The organism is Brevibacillus sp. MS2.2 (assembly GCF_013284345.1).
Lineage (GTDB): Bacteria > Bacillota > Bacilli > Brevibacillales > Brevibacillaceae > Brevibacillus > Brevibacillus brevis_C.
Genome location: NZ_JABSUZ010000002.1, coordinates 233224 through 249517, shown reverse-complemented (window position 1 = coordinate 249517; position 16294 = coordinate 233224). Strand labels below are relative to the sequence as shown.

At 48.5% G+C, this 16294-nt stretch carries 12 protein-coding genes; 11 read left to right on the top strand and 1 reads right to left on the bottom strand.

Going from position 1 to position 16294, the window contains the following annotated elements:
* The first annotated feature begins 2 nt into the window (after positions 1-2).
* The 5 genes from ligA (at position 3) to HP568_RS02735 (ending at position 6956) form a co-directional block, all read left to right on the top strand.
* Complete coding sequence (gene ligA, locus HP568_RS02755) at positions 3-2018, top strand: NAD-dependent DNA ligase LigA (protein WP_048031135.1); 2016 nt, start codon at positions 3-5, stop codon at positions 2016-2018.
* A 20-nt stretch (positions 2019-2038) separates the two neighbouring features.
* The gene (locus HP568_RS02750; protein ID WP_048031136.1) at positions 2039-2965 is read left to right on the top strand and encodes a WD40/YVTN/BNR-like repeat-containing protein; all 927 of its coding nucleotides are present in this window, start codon (positions 2039-2041) and stop codon (positions 2963-2965) included.
* 41 nt (positions 2966-3006) lie between these two features.
* Entirely contained in the window at positions 3007-4074 is a 1068-nt protein-coding gene (locus HP568_RS02745) for a CamS family sex pheromone protein (RefSeq protein ID WP_048031137.1), read from the top strand.
* Positions 4075-4347: 273 nt separating this feature from the next.
* On the top strand, positions 4348-5895 hold the full coding sequence (pruA, locus tag HP568_RS02740) for an L-glutamate gamma-semialdehyde dehydrogenase (RefSeq protein WP_173628249.1): 1548 nt from the start codon (positions 4348-4350) through the stop codon (positions 5893-5895).
* Between the two features lie 257 nt (positions 5896-6152).
* On the top strand, positions 6153-6956 hold the full coding sequence (locus HP568_RS02735; protein ID WP_048031139.1) for an MraY family glycosyltransferase: 804 nt from the start codon (positions 6153-6155) through the stop codon (positions 6954-6956).
* Here HP568_RS02735 and HP568_RS02730 read toward each other — a convergent pair whose 3' ends face one another.
* Positions 6957-7877, bottom strand: coding sequence for a diguanylate cyclase domain-containing protein (locus HP568_RS02730; protein WP_048031140.1), 921 nt, complete (start codon positions 7875-7877; stop codon positions 6957-6959).
* A gap of 156 nt (positions 7878-8033) precedes the next feature.
* On the opposite strand from HP568_RS02730, the gene asd reads away from it, so the two are divergent.
* The 6 genes from asd to HP568_RS02700 all read left to right on the top strand — a co-directional run bounded on the left by asd (position 8034) and on the right by HP568_RS02700 (position 16275).
* Complete coding sequence (asd, locus tag HP568_RS02725) at positions 8034-8879, top strand: archaetidylserine decarboxylase (RefSeq protein ID WP_048031141.1); 846 nt, start codon at positions 8034-8036, stop codon at positions 8877-8879.
* 719 nt (positions 8880-9598) lie between these two features.
* Complete coding sequence (gene gatC / locus HP568_RS02720) at positions 9599-9889, top strand: Asp-tRNA(Asn)/Glu-tRNA(Gln) amidotransferase subunit GatC (RefSeq protein ID WP_007717539.1); 291 nt, start codon at positions 9599-9601, stop codon at positions 9887-9889.
* A gap of 36 nt (positions 9890-9925) precedes the next feature.
* Complete coding sequence (gene gatA / locus HP568_RS02715; protein WP_048031142.1) at positions 9926-11398, top strand: Asp-tRNA(Asn)/Glu-tRNA(Gln) amidotransferase subunit GatA; 1473 nt, start codon at positions 9926-9928, stop codon at positions 11396-11398.
* 4 nt (positions 11399-11402) lie between these two features.
* On the top strand, positions 11403-12839 hold the full coding sequence (gene gatB, locus HP568_RS02710; protein ID WP_048031143.1) for an Asp-tRNA(Asn)/Glu-tRNA(Gln) amidotransferase subunit GatB: 1437 nt from the start codon (positions 11403-11405) through the stop codon (positions 12837-12839).
* A gap of 133 nt (positions 12840-12972) precedes the next feature.
* Positions 12973-14598 (top strand): hypothetical protein, encoded by a 1626-nt coding sequence (locus HP568_RS02705; protein WP_173628248.1) that lies wholly within the window; start codon positions 12973-12975, stop codon positions 14596-14598.
* Between the two features lie 48 nt (positions 14599-14646).
* The gene (locus HP568_RS02700) at positions 14647-16275 is read left to right on the top strand and encodes a YcdB/YcdC domain-containing protein (RefSeq protein WP_173628247.1); all 1629 of its coding nucleotides are present in this window, start codon (positions 14647-14649) and stop codon (positions 16273-16275) included.
* Positions 16276-16294 lie beyond the last annotated feature (19 nt).

Here is a 16294-nt window from a genome sequence, read left to right as displayed (position 1 = left end):
AAATGGATCGATTGACGGCGGAAACAAAAATTAAAGAATTAGCGAAACGAATTGAGCGGCATAATCGTCTTTACCATGAAGAGGATCGACCTGAGATTTCTGACCAGGAATACGATCAATTGATGCGGGAGCTAAAGGAGCTAGAAACCAGCTTCCCTGATTTGCAGTCTCCTGATTCTCCTTCCTTGCGTGTAGGGGGAGAACCGTTGCCCTTCTTTGAAAAGGTCGTTCATAAGACACCGATGCTCAGTCTCGGCAACGCCTTTAATGAGGAGGACATCAGGGATTTTGACCGCCGGGTGCGTCAGGCCGTTGGCAGTCAGGCTGTCCGATATGTAGCTGAACTGAAAATTGATGGTCTGGCCGTGTCCCTTCATTATGAAAATGGGCTGTTCGTTCGCGGGGCTACCCGTGGAGATGGAACAACAGGCGAAGACATCACACAAAACCTGAAAACGATTCGTTCCATTCCTTTGCGGCTGACGAAGCCGTTAACCCTTGAGGTTCGCGGTGAGGCTTACATGTCCAAGGGAGCATTTGAAAAGCTGAACAAAGAGCGCGAGGAGCGAGGAGAAGCGTTATTTGCCAATCCGCGCAATTCCGCAGCAGGCTCGCTCCGACAGCTCGATCCGAAAATTGCCGCATCCCGTCAACTGGATACGTTTATTTATGGCATTGGTGATTTGCAAGGGGAGACAGTAGAATCTCACAGTGAAGGGCTTGATTTGCTGGAGACGCTCGGCTTCATGGTGAATCAGGAGCGACGTGTATTTAACGACGTCGATGAATTGCTCGCTTTTATTGCGGGCTGGACAGAGAAGCGTCCTCATTTGCCTTATGAAATCGACGGCATGGTGATCAAGGTCGACAGTTACGCTCAGCAGGAGGAGCTCGGATTTACTGCGAAAAGTCCGCGTTGGGCTATCGCATACAAGTTCCCTGCCGAAGAAGCAGTTACGATTCTCGAAGGCATTGAAGTATCTGTAGGGCGCACAGGAAATGTCACCCCGACTGCTTTATTGAAGCCAGTCAGTTTGGCAGGTACGACCGTGAAGCGAGCTTCCTTGCACAACGAAGATATTATTCGGGAAAAAGGTCTTCTTATCGGTGATCATGTTGTCGTCAAAAAAGCCGGAGACATTATCCCGGAGATTATCGCGGTCTTGCCTGAGCGTCGTACTGGAGATGAAGTACCGTTTGCCATGCCAACGCATTGCCCCGAATGTGGGAGTGAGCTGGTACGCTTGGAGGAAGAAGTGGCACTGCGCTGCATCAATCCAATGTGTCCGGCACTAATCCGTGAAGGCATGATTCATTTCGTGTCCCGCACGGCCATGAACATTGACGGCTTGGGAGAAAAGGTCGTAGCCCAGCTGTATCGTGACGGTATTATCCACAGTGTCGCTGACCTGTATTATTTGCACCAGCAGCGCGATGTTCTACTGGGCATGGAGCGCATGGGTGAAAAGTCCGTAGATAATTTGCTTGCGGCTATCGAAGCGAGCAAGGAGAACTCGCTGGAGCGCGTATTGTTCGGTCTTGGTATTCGCTTGGTCGGAGCCAAAGCGGCACGTGTTCTCGCGGAGCATTTTGGCACTATCGATGCCATTATGCAGGCATCCGAAGAAGAGATTACGCAAATCGATGAGATCGGGCCGAAAATGGCTGCGAGTCTCGTGAACTACTTCGCACAGCCGCAGGCTCAGGCAGTTATTGAGAGACTGCGAGCGGCCGGAGTGAACATGGAGTACAAAGGAATCCGCATTGAAAGTGGCGAAGACCTCCCATTCTCAGGAAAAACAATCGTTTTGACCGGCACCTTGACGCAAATGTCGCGACAAGAAGCAGAGGAAGCGATTGCGCGCTTGGGTGGCAAGGTAACGGGTAGCGTCAGCAAGAAGACAGACCTGGTAATTGCAGGCGAAAAGGCCGGCTCCAAGCTGGAGAAGGCAGAAAAACTAGGCGTGGCTGTTATGGACGAAGCAGGCTTCCTGCAAGTATTGGAGAGCAACGCCTAAGAAAACGGTGGCGACAACGGATGAGTAAGGGAAGGGACGTGAAGAGCATGAATAGCTTCCTGAAATGGGGAATCGGTGTAATAGCCATGCTGCAATTGGTTGGCTGTGGAAATAACAGCAGTACTGGCAGTGAACAATCCAATACGAATCCTCAAACAGTTACAGCTGCTGCTCTACAAGGGAACTTGACCTATCAGGACGTATTGGAGCAGGGAGCAACCATTCACAATCTGATGATGACCGATGATGATAAGCAAATATGGGTTGGTACCAATTCAGGGCTGTATAGCTCGGTTGGGGGTGGATCGTGGGGATCTCTCTCGACAGATTTACAGCAGTATACGATCGAAGGTTGGTTTGTGGACCCGGATGATCCGAAGCAAATATTTGTCGGTGGGATTGATGGGGTTCTTCATTCGACAGATGGCGGTAAAAAGTGGGCTACTGTCAACAACGGGTTGCCAGAGCCTGCGAATATCAGCAGCTTTGTGGGGAGTCGCCAAGGAGACGAAGTACGTCTGTTTGCTTTTGTCTCGGGTGAAGGCATTTATCAATCGACGGACGAGGCCCAATCTTGGAGCCTATGGCAGCCGATGGATCAGGAAGTATTTGCCATGGACTTTGATCCCGAACAAGACCGACTCTATGTAGCGGCCCAATTCAGCTTGCTCTATAATGAAGAGGGGCAGTGGAAGACAGAGGAGATTCCCGGAGCAGAGCAGATCTATTCGCTCGCCATTAACAGACGAACTGGCACTCTCGCTGTCGCAACCGAAAAAGGTATCTATGAGAAAATCAAGGGCGAATGGCGTTTGCTTGATGCTCGTTCACCGGAAAAGCTGATTGTCCTTGCTTCAGGTGGCGAGGATACAAAATGGGTGGGAATTGGCGAATCGGCATTGATCTACAAACTCGAAGACAATCGATGGATCAAGTGGAACGAATGATTTGTACATCGCCCACTTTTGGATACGAAAAGGAGTAATCTATGAAAGTGAAGTTTTTGACAGGATGCAGGTTCTTGACAGCTGTACTTCTTGTGATGGCATTGACTGGCTGCTCGTTGATACCTGGGGGCAAGGACAAAGCTCCTGAGCCTACTACACCGTCCTTGTCGGAGGTAGTGGAAGTATCCGAGGATTACTACGGCAGCATTACCCCGTACCAGCCAAACCAGACACGAGGAATGCTTGCTGATACGAAATATCGCATCGATTTCAGCCACCTTGAATTAGGCCTAATGGAGTTCGCTCGGGAGACATTCCCGACGTCCGATTATTATTTCCAAGAAGGTCAAGTGATTAAAAAAGAGCAAGTCACCCAGTGGATCGCACAGGAAAAGACGGCTGGGGCAAACGGGAAAAAGAAAAACGGAATTCTCGTGCACGTATTGGAGCATGATTACCTGAGCAAGAAGGATAAGAGCCTGGCTGGCATGGTGTTGGGCTTGTCGCTTTCGCCGAACTATCAGGATGCAACCGGCCAGGACAAGGTGTACACGACGCAAGAACTGCAAGCAAAAGGCCAGCAGGTCGCAGCTCGTATCGTGCAGTCCGTGCGCGGTACCAGTCCGGAAGTTCCGATCCTGGTTTTGATGTATCAAGTACCGGAGGCGAATTCTACTCTCGTGCCGGGGCACTTCATCATGTCAGGAACAGTAGGGGCGAATGAAGCAGCGATCTCAAAGTGGCTGCCGATCGAAGAGGAATATTTCCTGTTCCCAAGTCCAGAGGTTGAGCAGAAATACCCAGAGCAGTCGTTGCAGTACGACAAGCTGATGCGCCAATCCAAGGGCTATTTCCCTGAATATATCGGGATGACGGGTCTGGGACGTTTCATGGACGGCAAGCTCACGGAAATCACGATTACCGCCACGGCAGAGTATGATTCCAGAACAGAGGTATTGCAGTTTACGCAATTTGCAGCAGGAAGCATTAATCAGCTCTTCGACAAAAGCGTTCACGTGAACCTGTACGTACAGTCGATGAACAAACCATTGTCGCTCTACATTCGACCGACAAGTGGTGAGCCGTATATGCATATTTACAGACAATAAGGAAAAGCATCAAACACCCGAATGATCACCTGAGAAGGTGAGGAGGTCGGGTGTTTTTTGTACACAAAAGATAGTGGATTGAACAAATGTGTGAAATGTTGAACGATGTGTGTACAAAAGTGTTCGGAATACTTGTTGAAACTTGTCGGTGATTTTTCTGCAAAAATGCAAACACTAATAGAGTCGAGCCTTTAATGGTTTTGTTGGTATGATCCTTGCATATGTTTTATGAGTGATCCGAACATGGAAGATATCGATAAGGAGGCGTCACAGATGCAAGTGGAATTCAAAAACGAGGCGTTTACCAATTTTAGTCTGCCAGAAAATAAAAAGGCATTTGAAGAAGCGCTCGCTAAGGTAGAAAGTGAGCTTGGCCGCGAGTATCCGATTATCATCGGCGGAGAACGCATCACAACGGAAAAGAAATCCAACTCCTTCAACCCTTCTAATAAAGAACAAGTAGTGGGCGTTGTTTCCCAGGCTGACCAAGCACTGGCTGAGAAAGCGATCCAAACAGCTGCTAGCACTTTCGAAACATGGAAAAAGGTGCCTGCACAAGCACGTTCCCGCTATCTGTATAAAGCAGCAGCAATCCTGCGTCGCCGTAAGCATGAGTTCTCTGCTTGGCTCGTAAAAGAAGCAGGAAAAAGCTGGGCAGAGGCTGACGCTGACACAGCAGAAGCAATCGACTTCATGGAATACTATGGCCGTCAAATGGATAAGCTGTCCCAGCGCCATGACTTGCCACGTATCCCGGATGAGGACAACGAATTGTACTACGTTCCACTCGGTGTAGGTATCGTTATCCCGCCTTGGAACTTCCCTCTGGCGATCATGGTTGGTATGACGACAGCAGCTCTCGTAGCGGGTAACACTGTCGTATTGAAGCCTGCTTCTACCACTCCAGTAATCGCTGCGAAATTCATGGAGATTCTCGAAGACGCTGGCGTACCAGCTGGTGTTGTAAACTTCGTACCAGGTTCCGGTAGCCAAATCGGAGATTACCTCGTAGAGCACAACCTGACTCGTTTCATCAGCTTCACAGGTTCCCGTGACGTAGGTCTGCGTATCAACGAACTGGCTGCGAAACATCGTCCAGGTCAAAAATGGATGAAGCGTCTGGTTGCTGAAATGGGCGGTAAAGACTCCATCGTTGTTGACAACGACTGCGATATCGAGTTGGCTGCACAGTCCATCGTGGCTTCTGCATTCGGTTTCTCTGGTCAAAAATGTTCCGCTTGCTCCCGTGCTATCGTTCACCAAGACGTGTACGACCAAGTACTGGGCCGCGTAGTAGAGCTGACCAAACAACTGACTGTGGGCGACATCAGAACTAACGATTTCTACACAGGTCCTGTGGTTGACGAGAAAGCATACAACAAAATCCTCGAGTACATCGAGATTGGTAAAACAGAAGGCAAACTAGTTGCGGGTGGCGAAAAAGGTCCAGAATCCGGCTACTTCATCATGCCAACTGTATTTGCAGATGTAGATCCACAAGCTCGCATCATGCAAGAAGAAATCTTTGGCCCAGTGGTAGCGTTCGCGAAAGCCAACGATTTCGATCATGCAATGGAAATCGCGAACAACACCGAGTACGGCTTGACTGGCGCTGTCATTAGCCGCAACCGTGAGAACCTGGAGCGCGCTCGCGAAGAGTTCCACGTAGGTAACCTGTACTTCAACCGCAAGTGCACAGGCGCTTTGGTGGGCGTACATCCATTCGGAGGCTTCAACATGTCCGGTACCGACTCCAAAGCGGGTGGACCAGACTATCTCCTGCTCTTCACACAAGCAAAAATGGTTTCCGAAAAACTGTAAGCTACGCAATAAAAAAGGCTGCCTCTTTTACAGAGGCGGCTTTTTTGTTCCCATTTTGTCCACACTAAGGACAAAATGAAGGGCAAAGCAGGTGAGGGTAGCTGTTTACTTATATCGTGTCAGGACTCTCCTCGTTTTTTGTTGTGTATTTGTTAATGCCAGTAGCAAATTGGCTGGCTTGGAAAACAAAGCTGCTGGATATGCCCAAGGGGAGAAAGGGACATAGCCGACCAATCCCATTATCTGGTGGTTTGGCGATGTTCGTCGGTCTCTTGTTGGTGTCAACTTTTTTTGCAGGGGCGCAAAAAACCGTTGCAGTTTTGGCAGTTGGAGGGGCTATACTGGTGGTCATTGGATGGGTAGACGATACCTACAAATCGAAGAAAAAAGAGTTTCCGGCACTGCCGAAGCTGATGGTGCAGTTATTGGTAGCGACGATGACATTCCTCATGGATATTCGCTTTCGGGGAATCAATTTCATGTGGCTGGGGGGAGAGGAAGGGATGTATGTCTCATTTCCAATCCTGGTTTCTCTGATGATGACCGTGCTGTGGATCGTCGGCTTGATCAATATGGTGAATTTTTTGGATGGGGTGGACGGACTTGCTGCCGGTGCTACCGTGATCTCAGCGGTGACCTTGTTCTTTTTGTCGATGCTCAAGGGTCAAGAATTAACGGCATTATTGGCAGTTGCACTGGCAGGTGCTGCACTCGCTTTTCTACGCTTTAATTTCTATCCGGCGAAAATTTTTATGGGTGATGCGGGATCGATGTTTTTGGGATTCGCTCTCGGTGTGATTTCGTTGGAAGGAACGATGAAAGGGGCTACGCTCATTTCATTAGTTGTGACTGTGCTGGCAGTAGGCTTACCCATAATAGACACTGTACAGGTCATGATCAGTCGGCTTTTGGCAGGTTCCCCCATGTACCAAGCGGATCGTCGACATGTTCATCATCGGCTCATGTCCCGGGGGTTGTCTACGAAGCAGACGGTCATCATTCTGTATGTGGTGAGTTTGCTGTTCTCCGTCTTGGCAGTGTTTTTGTTTTACAGTCAATAATCAAATGTGGTCAAAGAAAAAGAAGCGATTGCGCCCTGTGTTTTTGGCTTGATAAAGTGCTTTGTCTGCATTGCTCAACAGTTGTTCGGCTTCGCTTGCAGATGCCGGGTAGAGGGCAATGCCTATGCTCGTCGAAAACGGGATGGCTCGCTCCTCGATCATCCACGGCTCTTGAGTCGCAAGCAGGATACGATTCGCAATTTTTTCAACCTGACGTTCAGAGTGTATGCCGGTCAGGACGATGACAAACTCGTCTCCACCCAAACGTGCGACGATATCGCCATCTCGAACGGATGACTTGAGGCGTGTAGCCAACATTTGCAAAAACAAATCTCCGGTGTCATGACCCCACGTATCGTTAATTTCCTTAAAGCGGTCACAGTCCAAATAGAGGGCAGCGACCATCTCCTCTTTTGATTGGGCTGCACGTAGAGCTTGCTGAAGCTTTTCGGAGAGTAGGCGTCTGTTCGGCAATCCCGTGAGCACATCATGATACGCCATATAGGCCAATTGTGACTCCAGGTTTGTGCGCTCGGTAACATCGCGGGTAATGGAAAAGACATGCGTGCATACGCCATTGCTATCATAGACAGGAGAAAGAATGGATTCGCCAATGATGTCACCATTCGCAGTAAAGTGGATCGGACTCCCGCTTTTTACTGCCTGTGTGTACATGTGCTGTAATAAGCTGGCTTTTTCATGAGGATACACGTCCTCAAACGTCTTTCCGTATGCTTCCTCGCACAATTGGGCGACGTGCATAGCGGATGGATTCATCAAGACATAGCGAAACTGATACTCCTCGTCCGCATCTTGTTCGACAGCCATGAGAAAGAACATGTCCGACATATGATCGAATAGACTGGTTAGGATATCACCATGTTGACTGATAAGTGTAGTAATATCGAGTTTCTTCACCATAACCGATATCTCCTGATAAGTGGCTTCTTAGAATGATTATAGTATAGCAAGACTCTCGAAGAAAATGATGAACCTCTGGTAATAGTGCGGGGTTTACTGGCTGTTAGCAGAAGTGGTAAAGTAAGGGTATTGTTGTTTTACGAAGGAGCATTTCTTATGGGCAAAAAGCTGCTCCCAGGTCTCATTCATCGCTTGCCACAAAACGCGATGTCACGGACTATGGGCAAAATTACCGCTACTCCCTTTAGTCGATTAGCCATTCAACGATACATAAAGCACTATCAAATTGATACGTCCATCATAGAAAAGCCAGCTTCGGAATACCGCACGCTGAAGGAGTTTTTTTCCCGGCGCCTGAAGCCCGCAGCGAGACCGATTGCACCTGGCCCAGATACCATTGTCAGCCCGGTAGATGGAACCGTTTCGCAGTTGGGAGATATTTGCGAAGGTACCTTGATCCAAGCAAAGGGAAAAGAGTTCAATGTGATTGAGCTGTTGGGCGGTTCGGAGGAAGAGGCCAAGCGTTACTATGGTGGTAAATTTATCACTATTTATTTGAGTCCAAGGGACTACCACCGGATTCATATGCCGGTAACGGGTGATTTGAGCTGCTACTGCTACTTGCCTGGCAGACTCTATCCAGTTAACCAACTCGGGATTGAAAACGTAGACCGTTTGTTTGCCCGCAATGAACGTTTGGTAACTCACATCAAAACAGATAGCCTGGGCGACATGGCTTTGGTAAAAGTAGGAGCCTTGTTTGTAGGTAGCGTGAAGGTTTGCTACAACACAGCTACCACGAATATCAAACACGGTCGTCAAACCCACGAGAAGATTGCTGGGACACCTCGTTATGAAAAAGGGGCGGAGCTGGGCTGGTTCGAATTTGGATCAACCGTCATTTTGCTGTTGGAGTCCAACGAGCTCGAATGGGCAACAGGCATTGAAAAAGGCAAGTCTCTCTTGATGGGGCAGGCGCTCGCGAAAAAGAAGCCAGAATAACAAACGAGAGAAGAGATTACAGTCCAGGGCATATGCCTTGGACTTGTTTTTTCTTAGTTTTCTAATAGATGTGGCTGCGGTGGGGAGAAGAATATTTCCAGTCTAGGCTCCAGGCTCCGTCCCGCTGGGGGTTGAGGCTGTCCGCTCCGAAGGGCTTAGCGGGGAAACGCAAAAGTGGTAGCCGCTTCGTAGCTCGGGCACGTTGCGTTTCTACTTCCCGCTAATCCCTTCTGCGCTGGGTAGGACTCCACAAGTCGCTACGTCTGGAAATATTCTTCTCTGTCGTAACTGATTACTTTCTTCCATCTATTACGGTATTAAAAAATCGAATCAAACTGATAGCTCGTCGAGGAAACAGGAGAAATAAGCGAAGATCTTAGGGACACCGACCGAGGCGCAATGAAAAAAAGAGAAACAAGCCCTTAGCGTCCACCTCTGAGATACCCCCTGAATGGACGACTTTGGACGCGGGTTTCGCTTTTTTTCATGGAGCCGGGCAGTCAATCCCCCAGCGGGTGGACCTAGAAGCTGAGCGTTTTCTCCTGTTTCCTCCCCACCACAACAGCCGGACAGAGTGTTTTTACTGGTTAATAATCGATCAATATTTTTTTGCCGAGAACATTATTTGTTTTCCCCGTCGAAATCCCTGTGAAAATTGACTGAACCTGCACTTTTCAAGTAAGATCAAAGTTATGTGATACGATTCGGAGGTGGAAAGAATGAGTGCCATTACTCGCAAAGAAGTAGAACACGTAGCTAATTTGGCCCGTTTGCAGCTCACTGAGGAAGAAGCGGAGCGGTACACAAAAGACCTGAATGCGATTCTTGATTTTGCAGCCAAGCTGAATGAGCTCGATACATCCAATATTGAGCCAACCAGCCATGCGACAGACGTAAAAAACGTCATGCGCGAAGACGTAAACAGACCGTCCCTGCCGCGTGAAGACGTGCTGAAAAACGCACCAGATCACGAAGACGGGCAGTTTAAAGTACCGGCTGTATTCGAATAACCTACTTACTGGATAACGAGAAGGGAGGAACCCACTGTGTCGCTGTTTGACAAGCGATTGTCTGAGATACATAGCGCCCTGCGCGCAAAAGAGATTTCGGTAACGGATCTGGTGCAGGCTTCCATCGCTAGCATCAAGGAGCATGACGGAGAAATCAAATCCGTCCTGCATGTAGATGAAGAGGGAGCCTTGGCTCATGCCCGTCAATTGGACGAGCGTCTGGTCAAGGGAAATGAGGAGCTGGGTCTTCTCTACGGCTTGCCTGCCGGACTGAAGGACAACCTGGTTACAAAAGATGTTCGCACGACTTGCGCGAGCAAATTTTTGGCGAACTACGATCCTGTCCATGACGGAACTGTTTCCAAAAAGGTGAAGGATGCCGATGCGGTCATCGTTGCGAAGCTGAACATGGACGAGTTTGCGATGGGCGGCTCCAACGAAAATTCCGGCTTTTTCCCGGCGAAAAACCCGTGGAACACCGACTACGTTCCGGGAGGCTCTTCCGGTGGCTCAGCGGCGGCAATGGCTGCGCGTCATTTTTATTTCACACTAGGTTCTGATACAGGTGGCTCCATCCGTCAGCCTGCTGCTTTTTGTGGCGTTGTCGGCTTGAAGCCTACGTATGGACGTGTATCCCGTTTCGGTCTGGTTGCGTTCGCGTCCTCGCTGGATCAAATCGGGCCGGTGACGAAAAACGTAGAGGATTCCGCCTATGTGCTGCAAGCAATTGCGGGACATGATGAATACGACTCTACCTCTGCCAATGTGGACGTACCGGATTACTTGTCCGCATTGACTGGAGATGTAAAAGGACTGCGTATCGGGGTACCGAAAGAGTTGATCGGAGAAGGGATTGACCCTGAGGTTCGCGATGCTGTTCTGGCAGCATTGAAGCAGTTGGAGAGCATGGGTGCTACATGGAGCGAGGTTTCCATGCCGCATACAGAATACGCAGTGCCAGCTTACTACCTCTTGTCTTCGTCTGAAGCTTCGTCCAACCTGGCTCGTTTTGACGGCGTACGTTATGGTGTGCGTGCAGACAATGCGGCAAACCTGATCGAGCTGTACAAGGAATCTCGCAGCCAAGGCTTTGGCCCAGAAGTGAAGCGCCGCATCATGCTCGGAACCTACGCGCTCTCGTCTGGTTATTACGATGCTTACTACAAAAAGGCGCAGCAGGTACGCACCTTGATCATTCAGGACTTCAACAACATTTTTGCTGACTACGATGTCATCCTGCACCCAACTACGCCTTCTACGGCTTTCAAAGTAGGCGAAAACGTAGATGATCCGGTGAAAATGTATCTGGAGGATATTTGTACCGTTCCTGTAAACCTAGCTGGTCTGCCAGCAATCAGCGTGCCGTGCGGATTCTCCAAAAACGGTCTGCCGATCGGCTTGCAGATCGTAGGTCGTGCGTTTGACGAATCCACCGTATTGCGCGTAGCCCATGCGTATGAGCAAACAGCAGGCTTCTACGGCCGCAAACCGGAATGGGTGAGGGGGTAAGAGCATGAGCAAGTACGAAACTGTCATCGGCTTGGAGGTTCACGCCGAGCTATCGACCAACAGTAAAATCTTTTGCGGCTGCCCGACTGAATTTGGTGCACCGCCGAATACACATACATGCCCGATCTGCTTGGGACATCCAGGTGTATTGCCTGTAACGAACAAGCAGGCGGTAGAATTCGCGATGAAAGCAGCACTCGCCCTCAACTGCGAGATTTCCCGCGAGACCAAGTTCGACCGCAAAAACTACTTTTATCCAGACTCGCCAAAAGCGTACCAAATCTCGCAGTTTGACCAGCCGATCGGCTACAATGGCTGGATCGACATCGAAGTAAACGGTGAGACGAAGCGCATTGGGATCACTCGTCTGCATCTGGAAGAGGATGCGGGCAAGCTGACGCACAGCGATTTTGGCGGAGAGTCTCTCGTAGACTTCAACCGCGTCGGGGTACCGCTCGTCGAGATCGTTTCTGAGCCAGACATCCGCACACCGGAAGAAGCGCGTGCGTATCTGGAAAAGCTGAAAGCGATCATTCAGTACACGGAAGTATCTGACGTTCGCATGGAACAAGGCTCCCTGCGTTGCGACGCTAACGTTTCCATCCGCCCGTATGGTCAAGAAGAGTTCGGAACCAAGGCTGAGCTGAAAAACATGAACTCCTTCCGCAACGTGCAAATGGGCTTGGAGTACGAGGTACAGCGTCAGACGGAGGTAGTTTCTTCCGGTGGCAAGGTCGTTCAGGAAACTCGTCGTTGGGACGAAGCGAACAAGAAGACGTTGACCATGCGTTCCAAAGAGGAAGCGCACGACTATCGTTACTTCCCAGACCCGGATCTGGTTCGCATGCAGATTTCCGAGGAGTGGATTGAAGCGGTTCGCGCAACCATTCCAGAGCTGCCAGATGCTCGTCAGGCGCGCTATGTGAACGAGTTTGGCCTGTCTCGGGATGATGCCGGAGTCATTACGATCTCCAAGGAGACGGCTGATTTCTTTGATGAGACTGTGAAAACAGGAGCAGAGCCAAAGTTAGTAGCGAACTGGCTGATGGTTGACCTGTTGGCACACCTCAATGCCAATAATCTGGTGTTTGCTGATGTGAAAATGACACCAAAAGGCTTGGGTGAGATGATCAAGCTGATCGGGGACGGAACCATTTCCTCCAAAATCGCCAAAACTGTCTTCAAAGAGATGGTGGAGACCGGCAAAGAGCCGAAGCAGATCGTCGAAGAAAAAGGACTCGTCCAAATCAGCGATGAAGGCGCTCTGCGTCAAATCGTCGTCGATGCGGTCAATTCCAACCCGCAAGCCGTGGCAGACTTCAAGTCCGGAAACGAAAAAGCAGCTGCTTTCTTCGTTGGACAGGTCATGAAGCAAACCAAAGGCAAGGCAAACCCGGGAATGGTCAACAAGTTGATTCAGGAAGTATTGAACAGCCTGTAGGGCAAAACATACGACAGCACTTTCTCTGTAGGGGGAAAGTGCTGTTTTTTTGTGCTGTGATCTATGCTAAATAGTGGAAAAAAAGTAAGATAGAATGCGTAGCTATTATCATAATTGATTAGGAGAAATGTTCATGACACAAAAATGGAAAAGTGCGACGGCTGCTTTTGCAGTGACAACCATGCTGCTGGGAACGGGTGCCCAGGCATTTGCTGCAAGCCCGGAAATGATCTTGAAAAATGCTGAAAACCCGTCCGAAGACCAAGTCAAGCTACCTGCTCGAGCGGTAGAGATTGTCGGTGCGCTGGAGAAGCTGGAGCCTGCTTTGAAAACTTTGACGGTGCGGGAAGTCTTCATTTCCGAGCAAGATGAAAATCAAGTGGTCTTGACTATGCATCATCCAGACAACATACACGAGGATGCGTATATCCTTTTTGATCGCAATAGCGGCGAGATGGTTGATTTCGAGGCTGCCACCATCATTTGGGATCAGAAAGAAAAAGCAACAGATGAGGCTATTTTGCAAAAAGCCGATAAAGCCGTTGAGGAGTTGCTTGGATCGAAGAAACGGAGCATGACGGATGCCCCACAATTGTCAACATTCGTGGAAGATCAGGAAGAGCCGTTTGAATACCGAAATGTCTATTATCCGATTCTGTTGAACGGTCTGGAAATAGAAGGAATGCGTTTTGGGATAGACGTAGACATGGATTTCGCCGGTCATTTAATCGGGGTCTCGTTTGAACCGCTCGATTTGAAGGGAGTTCAGGTTGCTGATCCGAAAAAAGCTGTCACAAAAGAGGCGATCCAGAAGCAGATTTTTACACCTGAACGGATCCAGTATGGTTATGTGTGGGAAGGCAGTGAAGGTAAGCCTGGATTAGTGTATAAGCTAAGAACATCTCCAGTATTTGATGCACTGACAGGCAAGCAGATCGTTGATGGATGGGGGGAAGAAAACGGGGAAGGCAAGCTAAATGCTCCTGATCTAAAAAATATTTCCTTGAAGCCCCAGGCAAAGCCATTCATTGAAAAAAATGCAACGGATACACAAATTTTAGAGCGACTGTTTGGAATAGATACGAAGAAGACGTATCCGACCTATCGAAAGGAGGAGCAGGATGGCATAATCTATCATTATTGGGCTAACTATGTTGAAGTGAATTACGCTTCGGTAGTGGAGGACAAAATGACAGGAGAGATTGGCGGTTATCTATTTTGGACGCATATCCCAAATCTTCCTGCTCCGCTCACCAAAGAACAGTCGTTACAAAAAGCGATTGCTTTCTTGGAGCCTTATGCTAAAAAATCCGAATGGCAAGTCGAAATGTACGAACAGATCAAACCAGAAGATCCACTGGCTATGAAGCTTCTATCGAATAAGGATAACAAGCAAGAGACAGAAGAAAAGAAATCTGTCGAGCAGTATGGCTTTTTATTTTTTGAGAAACAAAACGGTATACCAGTCATGGAGTATTCCTATGGGGTAGTTATTGATCCAATGAAAGGACAAGTCGCAGAGTTCCTAGCCTCAGTTCCCGCAGAGGATCGCAAATATCCTGTGCTCAAACCATCCGTAACAGACCAGCAGGTTGCTGAAATTTTTGCCAAACAAGTACCGGTGAAGCTGACTTACATCTGGCCGACATCCAGTGATTATGATGCTCCCATTCTTGCCTACAAACTCGATACCAGCAAAGGCTGGCCAACCGTAGATGCTGTAAACGGATCGTTCAAATGGAGTGAGTTCGAGGAATAGTAGCCCGTATAGAAATACGAGACAGGAAGAGAGAAAGGCTTGATCAACATGTTCATAAAAGGCTTATCAATTGTTCTAACAGTAGCAACGATACTCTTTGGAACAAGTGGATCGGCATTGGCTGCAAGCCCTGAAATCCTCCTGAAAAGCACAGCAGCTCCAGCTCCAGAAGAAATCAACCTCCCGGAAGGCGCCGCTCAAATCGTGGCTGCTTTAGAAGAGCTGGAGCCCGAATTAAAAACGTTGACAGTGCGAACCGTTAAACTGAGGACGGGTAATGAAGTAGTCTTGTACATGAGCCATCCAAAAGATGAGTACGTTGGAGCCTCTCTCGTTTTTGATAGGGAAACCGGGGAAATGCTCAGCTATAACGCAGCCCTGGAAATTTGGAATGCTAAAGGGAGAGTAACGGACGAGGTTTTATTGCAGCGTGCAGAAAAACTTTTTCTCGCCGTACAATGGTCAGATAAACGGAAAATGACAGGTACTCCTAAATTATCGCAAATTGAGGAGAAGCGTTCCGAGATAGTCAGATTTCGGTACATAGAATATCCTGCTATGCTGAATGGTTTGGAAGTAGATAGAGGGATCCTGACTGGCATATACATGATTACGGATTACGAAGGTCATCTTGTAAGTTTGTCTTTTCATCCACTTGATTTGGAAGATACCAAGGTTCCTGATCCAAAATCGGCATTGGCACCAGAAGCCGTCATAGAGCAGTTATTCACCCCCGATCATTTCGACTACGGATATGTTCAGGAAGGGAGCGGCGGCAAACCGAGTATACAATATGCATGGAGAACTTCACCATTTATAGATGCTGTAACAGGAAAGCAGATTGAAGCGCCTAGCGGATTAGAGATCGTAGACGATGGAAAACGAAATCCTGTCAATGTGAAGAACATTACGATCACTCCAAAAGAGAACTCACTTATTGTCTCAAACCGGGCTGATGCAGAGAAAATTGTTACGAATTTGTTTGGAACAGATAAAAAGTTCACGAATATGCCCTATGATGCAAGGAATAATTGGGGAGACTTCGTTTATTCTTGGACAGATCGTGGTGGGGTGGATATTCTCCTTAAGGTGGACGAATCTACTGGACAGGTTATCAATGCTATGGATTGGACACGAAAGGAAAACCTATCTATTCCATTGACGAGGGAAGAAGCACTAAAAAAAGCGATTGCCGTCCTTGAATCGTATGCTTCGATTTCGGCTAATGAATGGCAAGTAGAGATATTCGATCCATATAAACCTGCGGTGTTGGCCGACTGGATGATGGAATTAAATAAGGTTAAGGAAAGACATACAGATAATTATTCATTCAGGTTTCATAGGCTCCAAAATGGTCTGCCTGTGCTCGATCACAATTATTGGGTCGTGATCGAAATGAAGAGCGGCCAAGTCGTATATTTCTCTCCAACTATACCGAACGAGGAAGGCCGACTTCCAGTACTTAAACCATCTGTGACTGCACAGCAAGCTGTTGATCTGGCAGCAAAGAATCTTCCGCTCAAGCTGTCCTACTTCTGGCCAACCTACAATGGCAAAAAATCTCCTTATCTTCAGCTCGTCTATACAATTGATACGTATAAGGGCTGGCCAACCGTAGATGCAGTAAGCGGGAAGTTTGAATGGAGCAATAACCTAAAAGAAGTAAGGCGACCATAAATCGCCTTACTTCTTTCGG

Bases quoted from the DNA above. Each gene is read 5' to 3' on its own strand.
- HP568_RS02750 (WP_048031136.1), top strand. From the start codon at position 2,039: ATGAGTAAGGGAAGGGACGTGAAGAGCATGAATAGCTTCCTGAAATGG.
- pruA (WP_173628249.1), top strand. From the start codon at position 4,348: ATGCAAGTGGAATTCAAAAACGAGGCGTTTACCAATTTTAGTCTGCCA.
- gatC (WP_007717539.1), top strand. From the start codon at position 9,599: ATGAGTGCCATTACTCGCAAAGAAGTAGAACACGTAGCTAATTTGGCC.
- gatB (WP_048031143.1), top strand. From the start codon at position 11,403: ATGAGCAAGTACGAAACTGTCATCGGCTTGGAGGTTCACGCCGAGCTA.
- HP568_RS02735 (WP_048031139.1), top strand. From the start codon at position 6,153: ATGTTCGTCGGTCTCTTGTTGGTGTCAACTTTTTTTGCAGGGGCGCAA.
- asd (WP_048031141.1), top strand. From the start codon at position 8,034: ATGGGCAAAAAGCTGCTCCCAGGTCTCATTCATCGCTTGCCACAAAAC.
- HP568_RS02745 (WP_048031137.1), top strand. From the start codon at position 3,007: ATGAAAGTGAAGTTTTTGACAGGATGCAGGTTCTTGACAGCTGTACTT.
- HP568_RS02705 (WP_173628248.1), top strand. From the start codon at position 12,973: ATGACACAAAAATGGAAAAGTGCGACGGCTGCTTTTGCAGTGACAACC.
- HP568_RS02700 (WP_173628247.1), top strand. From the start codon at position 14,647: ATGTTCATAAAAGGCTTATCAATTGTTCTAACAGTAGCAACGATACTC.
- ligA (WP_048031135.1), top strand. From the start codon at position 3: ATGGATCGATTGACGGCGGAAACAAAAATTAAAGAATTAGCGAAACGA.
- HP568_RS02730 (WP_048031140.1), bottom strand. From the start codon at position 7,877: ATGGTGAAGAAACTCGATATTACTACACTTATCAGTCAACATGGTGAT.